The 22,390-nt window shown below is 68.4% G+C and carries 22 protein-coding genes and 1 pseudogene; 13 read left to right on the forward strand and 10 right to left on the reverse strand.

All coding sequences use genetic code 11. From position 1 onward, the window contains the following. Window positions 1-104: 104 nt before the first annotated feature. A pseudogene (locus ACFYXM_RS34415) lies at window positions 105-569 on the forward strand (IS5 family transposase); the annotation flags it as partial. A gap of 79 nt (window positions 570-648) precedes the next feature. On the opposite strand, the gene ACFYXM_RS34420 reads toward ACFYXM_RS34415, so the two are convergent. Continuing rightward, window positions 649-1,041: a hypothetical protein gene (locus ACFYXM_RS34420; RefSeq protein WP_351632449.1), complete on the reverse strand. Its 393-nt coding sequence runs from the start codon at window positions 1,039-1,041 to the stop codon at window positions 649-651. Window positions 1,042-1,490: 449 nt separating this feature from the next. Here ACFYXM_RS34420 and ACFYXM_RS34425 point away from each other — a divergent pair, with 449 nt between their 5' ends. After that, window positions 1,491-1,709, forward strand: a complete 219-nt coding sequence (locus ACFYXM_RS34425) for a hypothetical protein (protein ID WP_389295442.1) — start codon at window positions 1,491-1,493, stop codon at window positions 1,707-1,709. Window positions 1,710-1,826: 117 nt separating this feature from the next. On the opposite strand, the gene ACFYXM_RS34430 is transcribed toward ACFYXM_RS34425, so the two are convergent. Then, window positions 1,827-2,723, reverse strand: coding sequence for a polysaccharide deacetylase family protein (locus ACFYXM_RS34430; RefSeq protein WP_389295444.1), 897 nt, complete (start codon window positions 2,721-2,723; stop codon window positions 1,827-1,829). A gap of 422 nt (window positions 2,724-3,145) precedes the next feature. Between ACFYXM_RS34430 and ACFYXM_RS34435 the strand changes: the two genes are divergently transcribed. Continuing rightward, window positions 3,146-3,553: a hypothetical protein gene (locus tag ACFYXM_RS34435; protein ID WP_389295477.1), complete on the forward strand. Its 408-nt coding sequence runs from the start codon at window positions 3,146-3,148 to the stop codon at window positions 3,551-3,553. A 130-nt stretch (window positions 3,554-3,683) separates the two neighbouring features. Further along, entirely contained in the window at window positions 3,684-4,013 is a 330-nt protein-coding gene (locus ACFYXM_RS34440; RefSeq protein ID WP_389295446.1) for a hypothetical protein, read from the forward strand. A gap of 174 nt (window positions 4,014-4,187) precedes the next feature. Here ACFYXM_RS34440 and ACFYXM_RS34445 read toward each other — a convergent pair whose 3' ends face one another. Further along, on the reverse strand, window positions 4,188-4,784 hold the full coding sequence (locus ACFYXM_RS34445; RefSeq protein WP_389295447.1) for a TetR/AcrR family transcriptional regulator: 597 nt from the start codon (window positions 4,782-4,784) through the stop codon (window positions 4,188-4,190). Window positions 4,785-4,848: 64 nt separating this feature from the next. On the opposite strand from ACFYXM_RS34445, the gene ACFYXM_RS34450 reads away from it, so the two are divergent. After that, a complete protein-coding gene (locus ACFYXM_RS34450; protein WP_389295449.1) occupies window positions 4,849-5,727 on the forward strand; it encodes an SDR family oxidoreductase in 879 nt (292 codons plus the stop codon). Between the two features lie 453 nt (window positions 5,728-6,180). On the opposite strand, the gene ACFYXM_RS34455 is transcribed toward ACFYXM_RS34450, so the two are convergent. The 4 genes from ACFYXM_RS34455 to ACFYXM_RS34470 form a co-directional block, all read right to left on the reverse strand. Further along, the gene (locus ACFYXM_RS34455; RefSeq protein WP_389195573.1) at window positions 6,181-6,648 is read right to left on the reverse strand and encodes a hypothetical protein; all 468 of its coding nucleotides are present in this window, start codon (window positions 6,646-6,648) and stop codon (window positions 6,181-6,183) included. Window positions 6,649-6,942: 294 nt separating this feature from the next. Then, window positions 6,943-8,274, reverse strand: coding sequence for a ParB/RepB/Spo0J family partition protein (locus ACFYXM_RS34460; RefSeq protein WP_389295451.1), 1,332 nt, complete (start codon window positions 8,272-8,274; stop codon window positions 6,943-6,945). Continuing rightward, a complete protein-coding gene (locus tag ACFYXM_RS34465) occupies window positions 8,271-9,422 on the reverse strand; it encodes a ParA family protein (RefSeq protein WP_351521456.1) in 1,152 nt (383 codons plus the stop codon). The genes ACFYXM_RS34460 and ACFYXM_RS34465 overlap by 4 nt, the downstream gene beginning before the upstream one ends. 684 nt (window positions 9,423-10,106) lie before the next feature. Next, window positions 10,107-10,367 carry a hypothetical protein gene (locus ACFYXM_RS34470; RefSeq protein ID WP_351521453.1) on the reverse strand — a complete coding sequence of 87 codons (261 nt, stop codon included), beginning with the start codon at window positions 10,365-10,367 and terminating at the stop codon, window positions 10,107-10,109. A gap of 500 nt (window positions 10,368-10,867) precedes the next feature. Between ACFYXM_RS34470 and ACFYXM_RS34475 the strand changes: the two genes are divergently transcribed. Beyond that, window positions 10,868-11,536 (forward strand): hypothetical protein, encoded by a 669-nt coding sequence (locus ACFYXM_RS34475; protein ID WP_389295453.1) that lies wholly within the window; start codon window positions 10,868-10,870, stop codon window positions 11,534-11,536. 365 nt (window positions 11,537-11,901) lie between these two features. Here ACFYXM_RS34475 and ACFYXM_RS34480 read toward each other — a convergent pair whose 3' ends face one another. From ACFYXM_RS34480 to ACFYXM_RS34490, 3 genes are read right to left on the reverse strand one after another with little or no spacing between them, the layout of a single operon-like run. After that, window positions 11,902-12,303: a DUF6009 family protein gene (locus ACFYXM_RS34480; protein ID WP_351521449.1), complete on the reverse strand. Its 402-nt coding sequence runs from the start codon at window positions 12,301-12,303 to the stop codon at window positions 11,902-11,904. Then, window positions 12,300-13,796, reverse strand: a complete 1,497-nt coding sequence (locus ACFYXM_RS34485) for a phage/plasmid primase, P4 family (protein WP_389295479.1) — start codon at window positions 13,794-13,796, stop codon at window positions 12,300-12,302. Before ACFYXM_RS34485 ends, ACFYXM_RS34480 begins: the two co-directional genes overlap by 4 nt. Window positions 13,797-13,822: 26 nt before the next feature. Continuing rightward, window positions 13,823-14,821 carry a bifunctional DNA primase/polymerase gene (locus ACFYXM_RS34490; protein ID WP_389295456.1) on the reverse strand — a complete coding sequence of 333 codons (999 nt, stop codon included), beginning with the start codon at window positions 14,819-14,821 and terminating at the stop codon, window positions 13,823-13,825. A 682-nt stretch (window positions 14,822-15,503) separates the two neighbouring features. Between ACFYXM_RS34490 and mobF (ACFYXM_RS34495) the strand changes: the two genes are divergently transcribed. The 7 genes from mobF (ACFYXM_RS34495) to ACFYXM_RS34525 all read left to right on the forward strand — a co-directional run bounded on the left by mobF (ACFYXM_RS34495) (window position 15,504) and on the right by ACFYXM_RS34525 (window position 22,364). Next, on the forward strand, window positions 15,504-16,802 hold the full coding sequence (gene mobF / locus ACFYXM_RS34495; RefSeq protein ID WP_389295457.1) for a MobF family relaxase: 1,299 nt from the start codon (window positions 15,504-15,506) through the stop codon (window positions 16,800-16,802). 182 nt (window positions 16,803-16,984) lie between these two features. Then, complete coding sequence (locus ACFYXM_RS34500) at window positions 16,985-17,365, forward strand: peptidoglycan-binding protein (RefSeq protein WP_389295459.1); 381 nt, start codon at window positions 16,985-16,987, stop codon at window positions 17,363-17,365. 499 nt (window positions 17,366-17,864) lie between these two features. After that, entirely contained in the window at window positions 17,865-19,772 is a 1,908-nt protein-coding gene (mobF, locus tag ACFYXM_RS34505; protein WP_389295460.1) for a MobF family relaxase, read from the forward strand. A 104-nt stretch (window positions 19,773-19,876) separates the two neighbouring features. Continuing rightward, window positions 19,877-20,542 carry a hypothetical protein gene (locus ACFYXM_RS34510; RefSeq protein WP_389295462.1) on the forward strand — a complete coding sequence of 222 codons (666 nt, stop codon included), beginning with the start codon at window positions 19,877-19,879 and terminating at the stop codon, window positions 20,540-20,542. Further along, a complete protein-coding gene (locus tag ACFYXM_RS34515) occupies window positions 20,518-21,249 on the forward strand; it encodes a hypothetical protein (RefSeq protein WP_389295464.1) in 732 nt (243 codons plus the stop codon). Before ACFYXM_RS34510 ends, ACFYXM_RS34515 begins: the two co-directional genes overlap by 25 nt. Window positions 21,250-21,445: 196 nt before the next feature. Beyond that, window positions 21,446-21,643 (forward strand): hypothetical protein, encoded by a 198-nt coding sequence (locus ACFYXM_RS34520; protein WP_386807621.1) that lies wholly within the window; start codon window positions 21,446-21,448, stop codon window positions 21,641-21,643. Between the two features lie 268 nt (window positions 21,644-21,911). Further along, window positions 21,912-22,364, forward strand: coding sequence for a hypothetical protein (locus ACFYXM_RS34525; RefSeq protein ID WP_389295466.1), 453 nt, complete (start codon window positions 21,912-21,914; stop codon window positions 22,362-22,364). The last annotated feature ends 26 nt before the right edge of the window (window positions 22,365-22,390 follow it).

The raw sequence follows: 22,390 nt of genomic DNA on the forward strand, positions 1-22,390 counted from the left end.
TCTTCGGCTACCTGACCCCAGCCGAGACCAGGCAGCGGCACCAACACGCCCTCGCGGCATAACGAACACGTGTCCAACATCACGGGGAAACTTCACCGGGCTGCAAAAGGGGGCCTTTGACGGGACCGAATCCGACCGATCGTGGCAAGCCGGGATCGAAGATTCACCTGATCACCGACCGGAACGGACTCCCTCTGTCGCTGGGTATCTCCGGCGCGAACATGCACGACAGCCTGGGTCTTGAGCCGCTCGTGCGCGGCATCCCGCCCATCCGCTCCCGGCGCGGCCCGCGCCGTCGGCGCCCGGCCAAGCTCCATGCCGACAAGGGCTACGACTACGACCACCTGCGACGGTGGCTCCGCAAACGCGGCATCCGTCACCGCATCGCCCGCAAAGGCATCGAGTCCTCCACACGGCTGGGCCGCCACCGCTGGGTCGTTGAGAGAACAGTCTCCTGGCTCGCCGGATGCCGCCGCCTGCACCGCCGCTACGAACGCAAAGCCGAGCACTTCCTCGCGTTCGTTGGCATAGCGGCAACCCTCATCGGCTACCGCCGACTCACCAAATGAAACGACGTCTTATCAACGCAGCGGGCCCCCGCGAGCCGTGATGACGGCGTTTCGCGGGGGCGCGCAATTCAGGGGTTGGCTACCCCGGGTTTACCCGACTCCACGGGGTCCAGTACCCGCTGAGCTGGCGGTTACGCTCCCAGTTGTCGTCCTCCATAGTGACGACGATGCGGGTAGTTCCGTTCGAATTATTGAAGGCCCTGACCTTGCTGAGCCCGTAGCCACCCATCGACTCCCAGCGGCTCCAGTCGCCATCGGACTCGACCCACCGGGTCACCACGTTGTGGGCGGGAGCCACCGCGAAGACCTGCTTGGTCCCGTCCGGCAGAGTGTGGGTGGTGACGCCGTACTCGCAGATGTAGGCCTGTCCACCGCTCTTGCACTCGCTCGCGGCCTGAGCAGTCGACGGGACGACCACGGCGAGACTCGCGGCGGCGGCGAGCGTGGCGACGGCGGCCATGCGCTTCTTCATGTATTCGGATTCCTGAGAGTAGTGCGTGAAAGACAACAATCCGATCCTGAGCTGCGCTCCTGACGTCTCACTGACGTTTTGCTGACGACCGCAGGCGACCCTGCACGCGGTCTTCTGCCCGGTGCGCTGAGGACCATGAGGCGGATCAGGCGCGACAGCACGGCCGGATGGCGGTCGGCCGACGCAGCTCCCCGCGACGACGGCGCATGGACTGGAGGCGCGGTGCGCTCGCGCGAAGTCCCGTTCGCGTGGCGTGAGATGGGCTGGGTCTGCTGACCAAAGCCTGCCGACAACAGGCCGTCCGCGACACGCCGAACGCCGCAACATCACACAATTCGCGACGGTCACTCACGGTCAACGCGCGAGATCGATGTCCCCGAGATCCGCTTCGAGATCAGTTCGGATAAGCATGTGTCAGATGCCCACAACTCCGACCCGACCCCGACCAGATGCCCCGGCTTGAGGAGATCCACGACAACCTCCTCGACCGCCTGAAAGAAGCAAAGGACCAGGAATGGCTCGGCGAGGTCGCCGCCATCGAGACAAGCGTGGCCGCCGCTGAAGACAAGCTCGCTGCGATGCGCGAGATGACCGCCAAGCACACCACCACCAACCTCGGCATGCCCGACTTCCACCCATCCGTCGGCCGACGCACATCCGGCAGCTGACACACCTTGACGAGACCAAACCACCCGCGCACGGGCCGAGCAGCCAGCACAGACTGGCAGACCTTCGGAGAAGCACTCAGCGGCCCGTTGCCCGCACAGGCAACGGGCCGGATCGGGTCAACGAGGGCCGGCGTTGTGAGACCAGACCCGCTGGATCGTCCGGTAGTCGATCACGGTGATGTCCTCCTGCTGCAGAACTTCACGGGCTTGCGGCGATGTCAGGAACTCGTAGTCCGTCCGGCGCACGCACCAGCCACCGTCGACGACCTGCGCCTCCTCGTTTCCCAGACCGGGATGCACAGCCCACTCATTGAGCCCAGCAGGCAGGTCGCGCAGCATCTGAACGTATCGGGCCGCCTTTCCTGCGGTCCCGAGGGAAAAGCTGTCCAGGAAGTCGTTGTCGGTGACCGGCAGCCCGCGTTGCCGCATCACCTGGCGCCCGGGTTCGAGCCAGACCCGGACCGCAAGGCCGTACTCGGCTGCCAGTACTACGGCCAGGTCGAGAATGTCATCGCGGCCGCCATCGGCCAGGCAATGGAAGTCCAGGTGGGTCGGCGTGAGCCCCGCATCGGCGACGGCACTGATCTGGGCGCGGAACTCAAGTTCGATCTCATCGAGCCGAGCCTGGCCGAGGAGAGTCGCCCGTCCGGCGGGCGTCGGGGCGAACAGCTCACCTGCAGGGTCCAGCAGCGAGGGGATTCGCTCCTTGGCGGTCATCGGCCCCCATCGGATGTCGGGCATCTCGCACACCAGGGTGAGATGGATTCCGAACGGGATCTGCGGCCGTCGGCTGAGCAGTTGCATGGCCTGCGGCGCCGCGGGACACGGGACCATCAGGCTGCACGAGGTGGCGATGCCGTCTTCGATCGACTCGATCACCGCGGCGTTGATCGCTGGATACATCCCGAAGTCATCACAGTTGACGATCAGCAGCCGGGCGTCGGGGGGATACCCCAGTAACTCACTCGACTGCTCTGCAGGTGTGACAGCCGCGGGGCCGGTGGTTTCATCCATGCCCGCAGTGTGAGACCTGGCCAGACATCGCGCACGGGAATATGACCCCGCCGGGGCTCAGCGCCGTCGTTTTCTCGTGGACATCCACGAGCCTGCCGATCACCAACTGCCGCCACCGGTGATCGAACGGTGCTGCTGAACATGAACGAAGCCGACACGCCGAACGCCACGTCAATACAAGATTTTTTATGGTCACCGTCAGTGAACATGCGCGGCCCAGATGCCCGAGAGAACCGGCTCAAGATCAGTTCGGTTAAGCCTGCATCCGCTGCCCCGTCCTCCAGATCGACCCACGCCAGCGATCCCGACTCATCGAGATCATCCAGAACCTCCGCGAGCGCGTCCGCGAGGCCCGCGCCAACGGCTGGCTCGGTGAAGTCGAAGGACTCCAGGTCACGAGCGAACTCGACGGCGGCGACTGGATCCGAGGCATCACGATCCGCCAGCCCTGGGCCACCTGCATCCTCGCCGGAAAGAACCCGGAGAACAGGCCCGCCAACTGGCCGTGGCGAGGCTGGCTCCTACTGCACGCGGGCCTGAAGCTGGACCGGCCGGCCCTGCGCGACCCGCTGGTCGCCACCACGATCCGCGGCCGCGAACTCCACCGCGGCGCGGTCATCGGAATCGCCCGGCTCACCGACTGCCACCCGGACCAAGGCCCCGAGCGCTGCACCAGCCCCTGGGCGCAGCGCGACGCCCACCACCTGGTCCTCGCCGACGTCCACGAACCGCCGCTGCCCCTACCCGCCACGGGCGCGCTCCCCGCCTGGAAGCCGACGCAGGACCTCGTCGACCAAGTTCTCCAGCAACTGCCCGACCTGCGACCGTGACCCGCCGCAAGGAGCCGCTGTGGGAGCCGGGCCAGATCCCGGCCCCCGGCGGCTTGCTGGACTGGCGCGACGCCCGGCACTTCGACCGCTGGCAGGACCACCCCTGCGCGCTGTGCGGCACGACCACCCCATGCGCTCCCACTCCGGAGAACCCGCACACAAGACCTGCGCCGAGAGCTGGATCGCCGCGAACCCGACGGAGGCACGCCTTGGCCGGTTCGCCTCCGACATCCAGCTGGTCGGCATCGCGGCCCGCGGGCGTGGCCTCGCCCCCGACGAGGTCGCGCTCGTCGCCAGGATGACCGGCACCACCCCCGAGGCGGTGATCCGGGAGTACAAGCGCGACAACACCGCATGGGCGCAGAAGCAGGCCGCGCTGGATCAGCCAGACCTGGCCCGCCTGGACACACACCTGGACGAGATTGCCCGGCAGGGCCAGGACCCGCCCTGCATCCCCTGACCACCACCCCGCCCGGCGGCCGGGACCAACTGGTCCCGGCAGACCGCCGAAGCTGGCGGAACCTGCATCTGTACGCGGCTGACGACCCCTCGGTGCTTATACCCCGCATCCCGTGCGCAGTCCCCCGTGCCTGCATCGGGCCGCAGAGGCTTCTTCGACTGGGGGCGTCGCCTGTCACGGCAGTTGGTTGAATGCCTGGTCGGTATCGGCTACGGCTTCGGGGTGGACGTCGTGGGCGGTGCGACCGTCGGCGATCTTCTGCCAGTTGGTCCGGGCGAGCACTCGCTGGACCGCGAGTACCTGGGCGGCTAGCAGGCGTGCCTGGATGCCTTCGCCGAGGGCGTCTGCCAGTGCCTCTTCGTCCTCGAGCTGGTACCGCGTGAGCCGTCCTGCCAGGCTCGGTGTGGTGAACACCAGCCGATGGAACGCCACCACCTCGGGGTGATTGCTGAGGCCGGTGACGGGGTCGTGCCGATCGAGGCCGGCCCGGAAGTGCCGGTGCAGCGCCGTCACCGGCTTGATGCCGGACTTACGGTCACGTACGACGCGTGCTGCCTCGCCCTGGTGGTCCGCAAACCGGTGCAGCACCAGGTCTTCCTTGGTGGGGAAGTACCGGAAGAGAGTCGGCTTGGAGATCTCGGCTGCTGCGGCGATGTCGTTGACCGAGACGCGGTCGAAGCCGCGCTCCAAGAACAGCGAGACGGCTGCGTCTCCAATGGCGTCGCGCGTCCGCTCCTTCTTGCGGGCTCGCAGTCCCGTCAACTCGCTCATCTGATCACTGTAAAGCATTTATGACCGAGTTGCTTTTTTAACCAGGTAACGTTTTCATGGCGGCATGAATCAGATAGACATTCCCCCCGTGCTCGTCACTGGGGCGACGGGCCGGGTCGGCCGCGTCGTCATCGACCAACTCCTCGACGCGGGCGTGCCGGTCCGTGCCCTCACCCGTCGCTCTGAGGCGGCGGCGTTGCTGCCGGCGAAGGTCGAGGTCTTCGCCGGTGACCTCACTGTGCCCGAGTCGCTCGATCCGGCGTTGAGTGGCGCCGGTGCGGTCTTCCTCGTCTGGACCGCCCCACCTCAGACCGCCGCGGCAGTCGTCGAGCGGCTGGCAGCCCACGTGCGGCGGGTCGTCTTCCTCTCCTCCCCGCATCAGACGCCGCACCCCCTCTTCCAGCAGCCCAATCCCATGGCGGTGCTGCACGCCGACATCGAGCGGCTCATCGCGGCCAGCGGACTCGAGTCGACGATCGTCCGGCCGGGGATGTTCGCGTCGAACTCGCTGGCCTGGTGGGCGCCCGCGATCCGGGCCGGCGAAGTCGTCCGGTGGCCTTACAGCGCTGCCGAGTCGGCACCGGTCGACGACCGCGACATCGCAGCCGTCGCGGCGCGGACGCTCTATCAGGACGGATACGTCGGAGGCGACTACGTCCTTACCGGCCCCGAATCACTGACCCAAGCCGCGCAGGTGGACGCCATCGGTGACGCCCTGGGGCGCCGGATCGCATTCGAGGAGATAACGCCAGACGAGTTCCGAAGCCTGTGGGAGGGTACGGTGCCCAGCTCGGCCGTCGACATGCTGCTCGCCGCGTGGAGTGCGGCGGTCGGACAGCCCGCGTACATCACCACTGCGGTGGCTGACATCCTCGGGACGGCGCCGCGAACGTTTCGCCAGTGGGCCGTTGACCACGCCATCGCGTTCACGGAGGGTTCGTAACCTCGTCGACCGCGACCTGAGCCCCAGGCCGCAGCCCTCAGTCCGCCGTCGCCCGGCCCTCGCCCCCCGGAACGTGCCGAGCGCGTGGGCGCGTGAAGCTCATGCAGCCCGAGGCATCGTGCGTATCGACAGGACGCGCGCGCCTCCGGTCCAAGTGCGCGACATCGAGCGGCGCCTGCTGGCCCGACTGAATAGTGCAGGGTTAGAACACCGCCTCTTCACCAGTCCCAGCACCGATCCCGGCGCCGTCCCGGTCACCATCCTGCGGCACCCGGCCGCCGCGGTGACCGCCGCTGGCATCCCCAACCCTGACACAGGAACACCCGCGACCTGGGCACCCTGGCACCTGCTCACCATGAAGCCCCGCTCCCCGGCCGCGTGCCAGGGAGCGGGGGCTTTTTCCGTTTCGAGCGTCTGTACGGCGTCTCAGTTCGCTGTTGGGGCGAATGACGGTCAGGTGGCTGCTGCCTGCTCAGCGAGCCGGGCCCGCTTCTCGGCGCGCGGTACGGCCTTCCAACCGGGCAGGAACGCCGACAGCATCGGGTCGCTTTCGATTCTCTGTTGGGTGAGCCGCATGCCTTCGTCGATGACCGCGTCCCACTTTTCCGCGGCGAGTTCGATGCGGCACGGCAGGTCTTTGACGATCTTCGTGTCAACAGTCAGGTAGTTCGACGCCCGGCTCCTGCCGCCTCGGCCAGCAGCGACGTAGGCGTCGGGGCCGGCCTGGTCAGGAAGGAGCGAGATGAGGACGGCGTCACCGTCCTCAGCGATCTTGCGAGCCGCCTTGCTGGCCGCAGAAATCTCCGTCTTGGAGGGCGCACGTCCGAGTACGCCGATCAGTGTGCCGCGGACACTGACTGTGTCCCGGTCGGCCAGGGCGCTGCGCAGGGCTGCCAGCAGGGTCTCCGTTGTCGATGCCATGACCGTGATTGTTGCGATCGGTCAGCTCACAGTGGCGCGCTCATGGGCGTGCTCCGTGTGTGTTCCCCCATACGTGGGTCGCCCGTCGTCCGCGGTGCCACCTGGGTGAGTGCTCCGATGCCGAGCTTCGGGCCCGCACTTGTTGCGTTCAACCGAGGCGTGTCCAGGGCCACCTGCACAGACGTCGCACTACAGACAGCCCGCTCCCCCTGCGAGCGCAGAAGGAGCGGGCTGTCTGTGTGCTTGTGGACGGCATGTGGCTGGGAAAGTAGTCACAGCCATTCGGTCTGTGTACTACTCCGCAGCGGGCAGCGCCGAGCCGCGGCGCTGCCGGGCCATCTCGTTCAGCGTGTCCACGAGGATCAGGAATTGTGCATCGTCCATCCGGGCGTTGAGGAACTCGGCGGCCTGGATGGCGTTGTCGTACGGGAATTTGACGCCTGTGACTACCGGTTGCGGAGCTCCAGAACCGGGTCGCTCCTCACGAGGAACGGGTACCCCGTCCGAAGCGTCCTCCCTCAGGGCCTTGGGTGCTGACATGCCCGTCGAGTTGTTGCGCAGCGCGCTACCACTGGCACCTCCAGCCGCAGAGCGTCCCGCGTTGTTGTCCGCGGACAACAACGCGGGAGAGCTTGCCGTCGCGGATGGTGCGTCCGCGGTCACATTCGCAGTGCGGCCTTCGCTGGTGGAAGGAATGTTGTCCGCGGACAACAAGTCGCGGTTGCCGTTCGCGGCGATGGAGGATTCTGGTGCCACATCCGTAGCGGCCTCAGGCCTGGAGGCGTGTTCGTTGTCCGCGGACAACGAACCAGAGGAACCAGCTTTCGCCAATGCTTCGCGACCAGCAGCCAGAAGGCGCTGTTCCTCCGCCTTCTGTTGCTCCACGGCCTCCTTGGTGTTCGCGAGGCCGGCGAGCAGCTGCGCCGAGTCCAGGCCCGGGTCCTCTTTGAGGCGTCGGGCCAAGGAACGTCCGTCTCGCTCTGAAACCTCGCCAGCGCTGAGCATCGCCTGGATCTCCGACGGCAAGGTCAGCAGGGCCAGCTGGTTGGTGACCCAGGACCGGTCCTTGTTGAGCCGCTTGGCGGCCCGGCTCCGCGCTCCCCGGTCGCCGCCGTCCTCTGCGCAGACACTGACGAGTTGCTCCACACCTCGGGCCCGCTCGATGACGTCGAAGTCCTCACGGTCGAGGTTCTCCGCCAGGAGGTGATCGACGAAGTCTTCCCGCGTCGTGGCCAGATCGTCTCGGACCACGAAGTCGAGTCTGTCCAGACCCACATGGACGGCGCTACGGAATCGGCGCTCACCGTTCACGAGCACGTAGAGCGCGTCTGGCCCGATCGTGGTCTCATGCGCAGGCCACAACTTCAGGTAGGCCTCGCGGGTGACAGCCACGCACGCGGCAAGCTGTGCCTCGCGCAACTCCTCGCCGAAGCGCGCCTTCTCCTCGTCAGAACCGAAGTTACGACGCGGGTTGAGCGGTGTGGGCGCTACCTGATCGAGGGAGAGCCGCACCAGCTCGTACGCCGGAATCGCCCCCTCGGTCAGTGCCTTCGCCCTCCCCCGCGCACTGCGGCTGCGGGTACGTCCGAACGAGGAACTCTCGCCAACCTTGTCCGCGATGCTCATCCCTGAATCCTCCTGGCGATCGATCGCAGGACGTTTGCCTGCTCACAGTCCGGCTCATAAGCCAGCAACGGCTCCTTGCGACGAACCGCCTCCCGTTGCTCCTTGAGCTCTGGGACGATGCCGAGGACCGGCTCTTCCATGCTCTGCCAGGACTGGAGTGACGAGGTAGCGATGAAGCCATTGCGCGCGTCGTAGAGGTTCACGACGAAGCCCAAAGTGGCGATCTCCACCTTCAGGTCCTCGCACAGATCGTCCATCTGGTCGGCGAGCATGTCGTACGCGTCGCCGGAGGTGTCCTCGGCCTGGACCGGGATCACGATGCCGGACTGTCCGGACTCCTCGCCCTCGCGAGTGCGCCCGTAGTACAGGGCGGTGTCCATCGTGTAGCCCAGGCTCGGAGGACAGTCGACGACGATGAAGTCGAAGTCCTGTTCCAAGTCGGCCAGTACGCGCTCAAGCGCGGTCTCCTTGATCCGGACAGCGCGGGTGGTGGCGAGCTTCGCGTCCAGCAGGAACGCGTCCTTGCACGCGGGGAGCAGCCACAGCCGGTCTTCGAAGTCGCCACCCTTTATCGCGACGAGCAGCGCCTGGAGATCACCCTCAGCGTCGGCCAGCATGTGCTTGGCCAGGCTGGCCGCGCCGATGTCGAGCATCTCGTATCCGAGCTGCCGGGTGAGGTGTCCCTGCGGGTCGAAGTCGATGAGCAGGGTGCGCTTGCCGGTCTCCGCCAGTGCCTGAGCGACGCCGGCCGATACTGAGGTCTTGCCCACGCCGCCTTTCTGGTTACCAAACACCAGGCGCCGTGCACCGGTCGTCCGCGGGGGAGCCGGGCGAGGGGAGGGATGGGCGTCGAGCCAGCATCGGATCGACTGAGCCATCCCCTGGTTGTAGGAAATCTTGCGGGACTTGCAGGCGCTCTTCAGCTTCTCGTACAGCCCGGTCGGCAGGTACGTCGAGAACGAGGCGCCGCCACTGGTGTCGACGACCGGATGGTCCTTCAGGCCCATCCAGGCGGTGACACCCCCGGTCACCGCGTCTTGGATGTCAACATCCAACTCGGCTGCTCGTACCTTGAGTTCGCGACGAAGAGGTGACGGCAGCTTGGCAACTACCTTTTCACGATCTTCAGGGCTATATGGAACAGTCATGGCGCTACCTTAGTACCGCCCAATGGGTTACAGGTGACTTCTCGGCCCGTGTCGCTCCCCCGCCCGAGTCATGCCGACATTCCTGGTGCCGATCCAGCGGACGAGCCAGCACCGTAACCACACCCCACCCCGCCAATGGGCCGACCAACTCAAGCCGAGGGACGTGTCACGCCGCCGGACGCCGCGCGCCGACGTACACGCATGGGAAACGGCGCACAGGCCCGGCCACCCTCCTCGGGTGACCGGCTCTCCCTCTGTCCGCCGACTTCAACGCCCGGCGTCAATGCCTTTCCAGCCGTGCCCAAGCCCGCGGCGCCGGGCCTGCGTCGCGGGGCAGTTCCGATCCGGGCGGGTGTTCAGCGCGTCGATCACCTGCCGGGCAGTGGTCGGGTGAGCCCAGCGGATACGTGCCCAGAGGCGAGGACCCGGGCGTACGTCCCCGGCCCGTAGCGGCCAAGGCCACCGCGAGCGAGGCCGCAGCCGTCTCGGCAGGCCCCGCGCCCCACCGGCCTTCGTCCTCGGCAGCGGAGTCCTGGCGGGGGAGTGCACGGCGGGCGGCGAGGAGCACGGCGAGAGCCTGGGCCTGGGCTGCGTCCAGAGTGACAGTCAGCAGGGCGGGGCCGAGCTGGTGAACCCGGTGCCCGGCGAGGCCGTGGGTGGCGAGAGCCCGCCGCAGGCCCATGCTCAGCACCGCCGGGTCCTCCGCGCGGCCGGGGTGTGCTCGGCGCGTTCACGCAGCACGGCGACGGCAGCCGGGATGACCTCCAGGAGCTCGGCAGCCTCCGGACTGAGCTCGGACAGTGCCTCGGCGAGTACCTCCGGTGCCGTGGCCGCGTCCTCGACGGTGCCGCTGCTCCGTCGCTCCGGCCCGGCGGCGTCGGCGAGAGCGCACACGGCGATCACCGCGCTCTCGGCCACCGTGCCGAAGCGACCTACCAGGCGCATTGAGCGTCAGTGGGAGCTTCGGCGGTGCGCGCTTAGGATCGTTCCTGACGAAGTTTCGGAGGCCCCCTCCGTATCGCCGCAGCGGAGGGGGCGACGAGACCAGGTCCGCTTGCTTCCCCCTGGTCGCCACTCGCAGAACTGCCGCAGGCGAGGGCTATCTACTCATTGCCTCGTTCGCGGCCAATGCCGGGCTGCCCCACCCGCGTGACCTGGACTTCCCGTTGTCGGTGCACGTGTCGGTCGCCATCGCCATCTGCCTGGTCTTTGGTGCGATCGGCGTGTCAATTGTCTGGAAGGCGGGGGAGACCAGCTCGTACTGAAGAACACGGCTGTCCGCGCGGGCCGCCCTCGTCCAGTACCGCCTCGGGTGCCAGCCGAGGGTGTCTCGCACCTCAAGGCCCCCGTCGGGCCGCCATCCTGTGGCCGGATCGCCCTCATCATCCGGGCCCGGCACGGTATGACATGAGCGCCACGCGATAGCTGAGAGGGAGAGTGAAGGCATGCGCACGCTGCTGCTCGTTCTGCTGGCAGCCACGGCCTGGACAGCCTGGTACTGGAGCCGGTTCCCCGGCAGGTGGATCTTCACCTTCAGTGCGAAGTACGCAGATGAGCGGGCGCAGCTCGCGGACTGCCGACGGAACCTGCGCGAGGTAAACAAGACAGCCGCCCGGACGGAGAAGTCCGCCCGCGACAGGGCCAACGCGGAAGAAACTAAGTACCAGCAGGATATCCAGGCACTGGAACACGAAATCGAGGGGCTGCTCCACCCTGGCCTCGGTAGGCATCTGAAAGGTCCGATCGGCAAAATCACCTTGTATGAGCACGGGGCGAAAGTGGCTGGCAGGACAAAGCCGATCCCGCTTGCTGGGCTACAGGTCCAGTTCAGATCTGGCCCGAACCACGTGATCGACCTGGTAGAGCCCAGCCGCCGGATTCACCGGGCGAAGTACCCGCTGCGCCGACCACCGGACAACGAGGAGACACCGTTCTTCACTGAGGAACAGCTGAGCGACTTCGCACGATCCCCGCCGCAAGGAGGCCCTCGCCGCGCTGGAAGTCCAGCGCGATCGATGGCGGGAACTCACTGGGAAACGCCCCCCGCAGTAGGTGAACCGACTGGTCGGTCCCTGCGCGGGCCAGGCACGGGCCCGGCGTCGACCGGGGCCTGATTGACCGCGTCCTGCCCGCGCAGGTGGGTGAAGGCGGTGTTGCCGTCGGCTTTCGACCCGGCGGCACGCGGCCCGGGTGCTCGGCAGTTCTGCGCTGTGCTCGGCGCAGGTGCTGCGCGAACCGTCGGCAAGGCATTACGAGTTGCCTGGTGAATGGAACTGCTGGGCATGTGGTGCCATCAACGCCGCGCCCGATATGACGTACAGGCATCCGCGCTCACCCCAAGCCTTCCTGGGCTGCTGAGCTCCCGGAGCCGGATCCTTTGCCCGTTCCGAACACCAGCAGGGGGCCTCGGGCCTCGTCCGTAGTTTGTTCTATGTCCAGGGTTCGGTCGCTTGAGTCGCTTTGGTCGCTGTGCGGGACGTCAGAGCGGGAGCGTTATGCCGAGATCTCGCATGGCGCTGGACGGAGGGCTGCCTTCGGAGCGCTCGGTCTTCCTGCCCTTGGCCCGGGGTGTGAGTGTCTGGGGATCGATGGCTTCGGCTGGTGCGGAGCTGGCGTAGAGGCCTTCGGGTTGGCTGTCGCGATCGTGGGGGAGCAGCCAAAAGACGCGGCGGCGGAAGGTACCGGAGGCGCGGGAGGCCTTGGCATCGCTGGTGAGGGTGGCGTATCCGACCATGCGGCCGTCGCGGTGGTAGGGGGGTTTGCCGACGCGGGTGGGTAGGCGGTCGAGGCTCTGCCGGACATAGTCGAGGCGGGAGATGTCCTCGAGCCAGACGAGTTCGGCCTCGTGTTTGAGATCGTTCTCGCTGATCAGGGAACTCATGCCGTCTCCTCCTGGGCGAGCAGTCCGATGCCAGGGTAGTACTTTCTCGAGTTGGACAAGATCATCTGTTTCGGGGAGGACAGCCCGAGAAGTTCGCGGGCCCGGGCGGCGAAGGTGCGGTTGCTCATCGCGAGGCAGCCTTCGCTGCTGCACCAGGCACGGTAGGCGTCGTAGAGGGTTTTCTGTTCAGTGCGGTAGTCGGGGCCTTGGACACAGGCTTCGTCGAAGAAACGGCCGGTGTGGTCCTCGGTTTCGGCGTAGGCGGTGGTGGCGATGCGGACCTTGTCCGGGCCGGTGAGGTCTCTCTCGCCTTCGAGGTAGCGGCGGGTGCCGTCGATGAGCCAGTTGAGGATGCCAGGGCCTTCTTCGGCGACGAGGATGTCAGCGAGGTTATCGATGCGCCGGTCGTCGGAGACGGTGCGCTCGAAGGGGATCAGCCTCATGCGCCGCCAGAAGGCGAAGCCGCCGGTGCCGACTTCGGGGCGGTGGTTGCCCAGCAGCCAGAGCTTGTGGGTGGGGTTGAAGGAGAAGAAGTCCTGTCGCATGCGGCGGGCCTTGATGCGGTCGCCGCCGGTGAGGTGCTTGACGCGGGCTTCGTCGAACTTGTCACCGGGCTTGACCTCGGAGCAGACGACGACGCGTCGCCCGTGGAGTTCTGCGAGGTCGGTGGGGTGGCTTTCGTAGAGGCGGGCCATGAGGAATCCGGGTGGGGCGGCGTCGGCGTAGTCGCCGAGAAGTTTCATCGAGACGTCGAGAAGGACGGATTTGCCGTTCTTGCCGGCACCGAAGAGGAACGGCATGACCTGTCCGCCGACGTCGCCGGTGATGGAGTAGCCGAGGAGCAGCTGCAGGAAGGCGATCATCTCGGCGCCTTCGGCGTCGTCGCCGAAGGTGTCTGTCAGGAACCGCTGGAACCTCGGGATCGGCATGGTGGCCGGTCCCACGGTGGTCGAGCGGGAGTGGAAGTCCTTGTTCGGGTCGGGTTTACGCAGGAGCCCGGTATGCAGATCAACGATGCCGGCGGGGGTACACAGGGCGTACGGGTCGGCGTCGAGGTGCTCGGCCTTGAGAACCATGCCTGGGGCAGACTTGGCCTGGGCGAGCATCGCGTTGATGCCTGAGGTGCTAAGTGCGCGTCGGCGGTGCTTGCGGAGGGCTTCGACAAGGTGCTCGCCTGTCGGGTCGGTGGTCGCGAGGTGCTCGCCGATTTCGCCTGCCGCCCAGATCACGGCGTCGTCTTCGTCTACCTGCCAGCGGGTGGTGTCCCAGCGGTACCAGCCCAGGCCCGGGACGTACCGGAAGTCGGTCTGGTAGAGCTTCACGAAGAGTTTGGCGTTGCCTCGGTCGGTGAGAGAGCCGGGGATCAGGCCGTGTGCGGTCGCTCCCATGGCCGTGGGTGTCGGGTTGTCGGTGGTCTGCTGGGGCGGCAGGACCGGAGTGGACTTCGCGATGATCTGGGCGGCTAGGTCATGGGGGTCGAAGTCGAAGAGCATATTCGGCTCGTGGCCGGAGGAGCTGGTCACGGGTGGCTCCCGGGGTGAAGGGGGCGTCGGGCGCCTGCGGTCATACCGCCGCGGATGATTGCCTCGGCGCGGCGGTCCTGCCCGGGGCGGGCGTGGCGGGCCGTTTCCATGAGGGCGTCTCGGGCGTCGTGCTCGGTGAGTTGTCCGCTGGCGACCAGTCCGCCAAGCGTGAAGGCCGCCCGGTTGAGCTTCTCGGAGAACCCTGCTCCTTCGGGGGTGCCAGCGCAGTCGGCGACTTCGGCAAGGACCTTGGTAACAGCGGCAACAACGGGGTTGCCGCCGTGGCGTGCGGCCGCGACGGCCTGGCGGGCACGGCCGGGCACGGGGCGCGGGGCCGGTACGTGCGCGGCGGGGAGATGGTGCGTGCGCTGGAGTTCCTGGGCCAGCCAGGCCGGAAGTGGGGCAGGGGTCCGTACGGTGCCGAGCGGCGTGTAGAGGCCTGCCTCGGTGGTGGTTCCGGGCGCGATGATGTATCCGCCGTCGGCCCGCACGTCGACCTGCCAGGCGAGAGCCCGGGTCTTGCCGGAGCCGGAGGAGCACTGCCAGCGACGGGTGTCGGTGCTGCGGTACCAGACGTGCAGGCCGCCCGAGGGTGTTCGGACCCTGAGAGTTGTGACGTCGTCAGCGGGGCTGTGCTGCCCACGGAGTGCGGCAAGGACGGCCAGGGTGTGGAAACCGGTGGTCATCTGGGAGACGTCGATGTCCTCAGCGATGTCGATGCCGGGCAGAAGCCGATTCCTGGAAGGGGGTGGCGCGGGGTGGGCGTCGATGTCGATGACGACGAGGTTCGCCGGCCCGCAGGCAACGGCGACGCCCATCTGCGGGCGTGGTCCCCACCACTGCTGGATGCGGTTGCCGTCGAGGGTCGCGGCGTAAAACCCGTGGCACCAGCGTCCTGCGGCCCGGCAGGGACAGGCATGGTGGTCATGCCCAGGCTCGCGGCAGGCCGGACAGTTCGCAGCGGGGGTCTTCCTGCCTGGGGCGAGTGGATGCACGGGCCAGCCGTTGCTTGCGCACCAGTGGGCGAGCGTGAGTGCGTTCGGGCCAGTAACTTCTGAGTCGCTGGAGGAAACCCGCAGGTCAGCAGGCATCTCGTTCCCCCAATAGCGACTGAAGCGACTCAACAACGGAGACAGACTAGCGAAAACGCGCGTTCGATCAGGTCATCTCGTCGACAGGCGAGTCGCGACAGGTTGGGGCTTAGCGACTGAAGGTATGGGTGAGTGACTGAGTCGCTTCGGTCGCTGGCTTGAGTCACTGGAAGAAACCGCAGGTCAGAAGGCACACTCAACCTAGAGCAGCGACTGAAGCGACTGAAGACGCCTATATATGACGCGCACGCGCGCTAGCTACACAGCTGATATGTGGGGCGACAGTCGCTTCAGTCGCTGCCGCAGCCCCGCAAGAGCTTTGACCTGCGATTTCTCGCAGTGAATCAAGCCAGCGACCGTCGCTTCTCTTCGGTCTCTGGGCCCTACTTATGCAGCGACCGAAGCGCGGGTCCACTGCCACGGGTCCTACACGTCTTGCCGTGCGGAATCGGACGGCCACGCACGGCAGGAGACGGTCCGGCACGTTCTCGCCTCGCGCTCCTGGCGGCCCCGGCCGCCGACCCCGGCCGGGGCCGGTCGAACCCGGTGGGCATCGGGCCGCGGCCGCGCGAAGACACCGGCCCTCGTGGTAGCGGCGTTCCGGCACTTCGACAACCGGGACGGCTTCCCGCTCCTGCACGACCACTGCCTGGTCCTCAACCGCGTGCAGCGCAGGGGCGACGACGGCGAGCCGGTGTGGGGTGCCCTGGACACCTTCTGCCTCTACCGGAACGTCGTGGCAGCCGGGACGCTCTACACCCTCGCGTTGACGACCGAGGTGTGTGAGGAGCTGGGACTGGCGACGGTGCCCCGGGAGGTGACGCCGGGCCTGCGCCCGGTGATGGAGATAGCCGGTGTCGACTCCGAGCTCATCGACTGGTCCTCCACTCGCCGTCAGCGGATCGAGGACGTCCTGGAAGGCCTCACCTACAAGTACGCGCAGAAGCACGGGAGGCTGCCCGGCGAGCAGGCCCGCCACGGCCTCGGGTGGCAGGCGGCGCAGGACACCCGCCCCGAGAAGAAGACCCCGCGCCCGTTGAAACAGCTGCTCGCATGGTGGCGGGCGTCCGCGCTGCTGAAGTTCGGCAAGCAGATGGTCGACGGGCTCCTTCGGCGCTGTCGCGCGGCGGGGGCGGCGATCCGGGCCCGGGTGGATCCGCACGTCGATGCCATACTCGCCGCTGTCGACATCGCCGCGGTCGTCTCCACCGTCTGCGGCAAGTTCGCCCGCCGACACGTCCTGGCCGAAGCCCGCCGGCACCTGCTGGAGACCCTGCGCGGCCGCGAGTTCACCCGCGGCCTGGACGACTACATCGCCCACCGGGCCCTGCTCCGCTACTTCCGCCAGTCCACCGTTCCCCAGCCCGGCCGCCGACCAGCTCTTCTACAAAGCCGATTTCGCCGAGCCCGACAGATGGTGGATCGCCGGCACCGACGGCAAGCCTCCCCGCGAGTCGAGCCGGTACGAGCGGGCCCGGGTCGCCAGCCTCGCCGTACGGAACGCGATCCGCGCCGCCCGCACCCCGGCCGCGACTGCGTCAGCCGCCACGCACGCCGACGACCACCGCCGCGACCAGCCGTCAGACGCGCCGCACGCCGTCGACCACCCGGACCGGGGCGCCGCCTCACTCCGGCGCAGCGGGCCGTCGCCATTTACACCCACCAACAGGCCGCGATGCCCGAGGAGTACCTGGAGGGCCGCACGACCGACCCGGCGACGTGGCTGCGCACACCGGAGAACCTGGAACGGCTCGCCGCTTTCACCCGCGCGGCCAACGCCCGCGGCCGCGCCATCGAGAAGGGAGAGATCCCGGCCCCGGCCGCCGACCCGGCCCCGGCCGCCGACCCGGCCGGGGCCGGTCGACCGGCGCCGCCAGGAGCATGAGCAGCAGCACCAGCAGCCCGGCCCCGGCCAGGGCCTTCGGCCGTGACGGCTGCGGACCCGTCCGGCGGGATGGAGGACGAAGTTGTCGCTCCAGCAGTCGGGACCCGGCCCGCCGCCCAGCCTCAAGGCTGGCGGAGAGAGGTGAGTCACCCGCTTGGCGGGTCGTCACAGAAGGGCACCACATGCGATCGAACACGGTGAAGGCGCTCGCGAGCATTGCGGCGCTGCTCGGGATCACCGCCGGGACCCTGTCGGCCTCCGGGACCGCCGTCGCGGCGACGCCGGAGAGGCACCAGAGTGTGGTCTCCGGGCCGGCCGCGGTCACCGAGGTCGAGAACCTGGGGCTGAATACTTCGCAGGCGAAGAGAGTCCAGTCCTATCTCCGCTACTACGCCGGGGTCTACAGCGGAGCGATCGACGGTCTCCTCGGGACCGAGACGATCAAGGCCCTCCAACGGTTCCTGAGAAGTGCGGGGTACTACTCCGGCGCAGTCGACGGCATCGCAGGGGCGGGGACCCGGGCCGGGTTCGCGGCTTGGGCCAATCAGCTGCCCATGGACTGACGCCCGAACAGCCGGGGCCAGATCCCGGTTGTTGCGCCGACGGGCCGCGGGGGGCACGTGCCCCCCGCGTTCGTGCGCGCGCTGGTTGAGTGTGAGGCGGCGGTGGTCGGCGGTGAAGCGGGACGTGGTCTCGTACGTCGGCACGTCGGTCCTCCAGGAAGCACGAAGCCCCCGGCGCTGCCGGGGGCAGTGGGTGTCTCTCTTGGGTTGAAGGGAGTCGGTGACGTGGTGCGGGGCTGGCATCTATGGCCGTTGGTGGGGGGTACGCAGATGTGCGCTCGTTGACGGCGGAGTCGCTTACTGGCGGATTTCGGAGCGCCTGAGGCGGGTGTGACTGGGTGGTCGCGCAGCATTTACATGGCCCTGGTGGTGTCCGCCGGGCGGGCACGGCATCGCCACGGATGCCCGCTGGGCGGGATCGGCCGTGAAGTTTCAGTGAACTCTCCCGCCTCACGGGATCGTGCTTTTTCGCAGGTCAGAGCCGGTGTGTGCTGGGGCGATGCTGAGTGTCGCGAAGATCCAGAGGCGTAACGCGTGGCGGTACTACATACGCGGAGTTGCGTTCGGGGACGGCCGCCGCCCGGTCGGACAGTCGTTGAAGGACGCCCAGGAGCTGGCCGGGCTCCCACCGGGACGGTGGCTGGGGCGTGGTCTGCGTGCGCTGGGGCTCACCGAGGGCGCGGAGGTGTCCGAGCGTCAGCTGGAGCTGCTGTTCGGCGAGGGCCGGCACCCGGACGCCGACCGCATCGAGCGCGGCCTGCTGGACGACGGCGTCGACCCGGTGACGGCCCGCTGGCTGACGGTGCTGGGGCAGCCGATCGAGGAGATCGAGGCTCGCAAGCAGACTCCGCTGCTCGGCATGGACTTCACCTTCCGGCCGCAGGCGTCGCTGGTCGTGCTGTGGGCGCTGGGCGACGCCACCGTGCGCCGGGTCATCGAGCGGGCCCACGAGCGGGCCGTCGCCACGGCGCTGCGCTGGCTGGAGGATGAGGTTGCCGAGACCCGGTGGGCGTCAGGCCGCGGCCGCGCGAAGACGCCCGCGCTCGTGGTCGCCGCCTTCCGGCACATCGACAACCGCGACGGACTGCCGCTCCTGCACGAGCACTGCCTGATCCTCAACCGCGTCCAGCGCCTGGGCGCCGACGGTGATCCGGTCTGGGGCGCTCTGGACACCTACCGTCTCTACCAGAACGTGGTGGCCGCCGGGACGCTCTACACCCTGGCGATGACGACCGAGGTGTGCGAGACCCTGGGGCTGGCGACCGTGCCGCGCGAGGTCACGCCGGGCCTGCGTCCGGTCATGGAGATCGCCGGAGTGCCCGAGGACCTCATCAACTGGTCGGCGTCCCGCCGCCAGCGCATCGAGGACGCCCTGGAGGTACTCACCGACCAGTACGTGAAGGACCACGGCCACCTGCCCTCAGAGCGGGGCCGTCACGGACTGGGCTGGTGGGCGGCGCAGGAGACCCGGCCCGCGAAGAAGAAGCCGAAGCCGCTCGCGCAGCTGCTCGCGCGGTGGCGCGCCTCCGCGATCCTCCGCTTCGGCCAGCAGCTCATCGACGGCCTTCTGGACAGGTGCCGGGCCGTGGGGGCGGCGATCCGGGCGCGGGTGGATCCCACCGTGGACGTGGCGCTCGCCGCCGTCGACGTCGCCGCGGTCGTCTTCACCGTGCGAGAGAAGTTCTCCCGGCGCCATATCCTGGCCGAAGCGCGTCGGCACCTGCTGGAGACGCTGCGCGGCCGCGAGTTCACCCGCGGCCTGGACGACTACATCGCCCACCGGGCCCTGCTCCGGTACTCCCGCCGCCACACGGTCACCAAGCCCGGCCGGGAAGCGCCGGCGGCGGACCGGATGACCTACACCGCCGACTTCCCGGTGCCGCACCGGTGGTGGATCGCCCCCGCCCAAGGCACACCGCCACGGGAGTCCAGCCGCTACGAGCGGGCCCGGGTCGCCAGCCTTGCCGTGCAGAACGCGATCCGCGACGCCCGCATCCGAGCCGACACTGCCACCGCCACCGAGGCGACAACCTCGGCCGTCTCCGCACCCGCCGATCACCGCGACCTCGAGGGCGAGACGGCGTCCGCTCCCCACGCCGTCGACCACCCGGGCCGGGACACCGCCCTGACCCCGGCGCAGCGAGCCGCCGCAGTCCAGCTCCATCAGCAGGCCGCGATGCCCGAGGAGTACCTGGAGGGCCGCACAACCGACCCGGCGACGTGGCTGCGCACACCGAAGAACCTGGACCGGCTCGCCGCCTTCACCCGCGCCGCCGACACCCGCCGCCGCGCCATGGAGGACCGGCCGAAGCCCGAGCAGCCGGCTGACGCGGTCAAGCCCGCCGACCAGCAGCAGCACCATGTGAACCGGCCCGACCAGGGCAGGGGAGCAGGCCGCAACCAGTGAGGGACGGCAACCGGCCAGCGGGTGGCCGATCTGCGACTTCACCCGCGAGCTCCGGCGGGCCGGACTGAGAATCGGGGACGTTGGCACCCGGCACGGGAGGAACCTTGACCGACCTGCACGAACCGCTGGAACCGCTGGAGAGCTACCCCGACGAACTGCCCCCGCCCCGCCAGCGCGGCGACGTGAACCTGGTGGGCCTGCTCAGCGTCGCCGACGACCTCGCCCGCAGCCTGGCGGCGCTGAAGATCCGGGTTCAGCCTCACGACCCGAAGACCTCGCTCGTCAGCCCCGAGAAGGCCCGCGAGAACACGGAGAAGGAAGTCGACCGGCTCCTGGGCACAGCCGTCTACCTCCAGCGCCACGCCCACGCTGCGATGCTCGGGCGGCGCGTCCTCGGTGCGGACTCCAAGGAGGACTGCTCCACCAAGGGCGCCAACCTCCAGCTCAACATCTGGGACGACAAAACGCGCCGGGACATCGTCGAAGACGGCACCACCGGCTGCGTCGCCCCGCCGTCGAAGCCGCCCGCCGGACCATGTCCGACCCCGCCACCCGCAAGATCCTCCTCGCCTTCGTCCGCGACGACGAAGGCACCGCCGTCGCCCGCGCCCTCGGACTCGGACCGGACGACACCGCGCAGTTCTTCGATCGCGGCCTCACCCTGCGCCCGGAACACCGCGTCGGCTGACCTCACCGTTCCCCGCGGCCGCGCCCCGGCCGCCAGACACCCGCATTGGAGCGCCCGTTGCCCTACGAGGCCCGCGATCTGAACCTGACCGACCCGACGAAGGGCTACCTGAACTTCGTCCTCTACACCGAGCCCCAGCGCGGCGCCGCCACATCGTCGCTGAACGCCGTACTGGACATCGAGGCCCAGCAGACCGTGACCCCTCACTTCCAGGAGTGGCTGGGCAGGCTGGTGCGCTGCGAACCGAACGCGATGCACTGCACCCTCGTGCAGTCCACGGACATCCCGACCCTGTTCCACCCGTGCGTCACGGAGGACCCCAGCAGCCCGTCGGCGATCAGCGGCTCAGGCTGCATGTGCCGCCGGACCTTCTACGACCCCGAGTACGGGCTGCCCGTCGTCAGCAAGCACTTCAAGCACCGCGGCGAGGGCGGCACGGACCAGTGGAGCTACACGACGTACGCTCCGCTCGAACTACGCCCGGACGACGTCTTCAGCCGCTTCCACACCGGCCGCGGTCTGTTCTGGGCCCGGACGGACAAGGGCGTCCTGTCGTTCCTTCCGCAGAGGAACGGCCTGGGCTACGAGATCGGGTACAACGGCGGCGGCCCGCACGCCCTGGCCGCCTACCTCACCCAGGTCGCCACGACCGACGGGCAGCACACGACTGCCGGCGCCCAGTACGAGGATGCGCACCCGGCGATCGTTGCCTGGACGCAGAGCAAGGCGGCGGACCGTGGCACGAACGAGCTGTCGCTCAGCGACATCGAGGCCATGATGCAGAGCTGACCGCCGCCGCATCCGGGCGCCCCACGGACCAGCCGTCCGTGGGGCGCCCGCGCGTACGCCGGACCGGCCGCGCTCCGCCTCGCGGGACACGGGGCGAAGTCGTCGGCGCACCTGCCGGGACGCGATCGACGCGCACGTCCTGGAGGTGACGGTCAGGGGCGAGGGTGCAAAACCACACCCGACTACGGAGGCCCGCATGGTTGAACCGGTCCGGTTGTCCCTCTCGCCGGAGCAGCGTGAGCGCCTGGAGCAGCTCGCCGACGCCGCCCGGCTGCGCATGGCGCTGTACCCGTTGCCGACGTCGCCGCCCGTCCGTGGCCGCTCCCGCTCCCGGCAGTACCCCGGTGGCCGGCCGAACCTGTGGCGCACCGCGCGGGGCCGGCGCCGGGGCTGAGTAGGCGCGATGGACTCCACCGTGCATCGTGCACGGAGGGGAGTGGAGTCCACGGTGGTGCGGATCGGCCGGTCCACTCGGTGCGCTCCACCCGGTGGGGGAGTGAGCCTCCGCCAACTTGAAGTCGCAGGTCACAGGGCTGGTATGAGCGGTTCTCGGGGGTGCTCACGCTGGTCGTAGGCGGCTGTCTGAGGAGTAGATCGTTTGACGGAGCCGGGTTTGCCGGTTCCTGCTCGCTGGGGCCGGGCGGCCTTCTACGATTCGGTGCATGGATCCCGAGCTGCTGGAACGGATCACCGCGCGTCGTACGGAACTGGACGAACTCGAAGCACAGCTGGCTAAACAGCTGACCGAAGTGCGGGCCGAGCGGGACGAACTCGCCGTCGCCGAACGCGTCCTTGAACGGATGACTGGGCAGATCGCCGAGGAACGAACCTCCATTGGGCCGGTGCCCGGGCAGGTGGGCGGACGAGCGGTGATGCTGATTCCGCACCGTGAACCAGGCGTGGAGGAGGACTCGCTCCCGTGGGACTACCAGCGCATCATCGCCGCCGTGCGCCAGGCCGCCGGACCGGTCATGGCCCGCGAGGTCGGCGAGGTGGTGGGGGTGGATGTCAGCGTGCGGTCCAAACTGGAACCGCTACGTAGCAAGCTGGTCAGACTCGCCGATCGCGGCTGGCTGCGCAAACTGCCCGACGGCCGGTTCACCACCCGTCTGTGACCAGGAGCACCGTCATTCGGAGTGGC

Origin of the sequence: Streptomyces sp. NPDC002476 (assembly GCF_042889785.1) — a bacterium.
GTDB lineage: Bacteria > Actinomycetota > Actinomycetes > Streptomycetales > Streptomycetaceae > Streptomyces.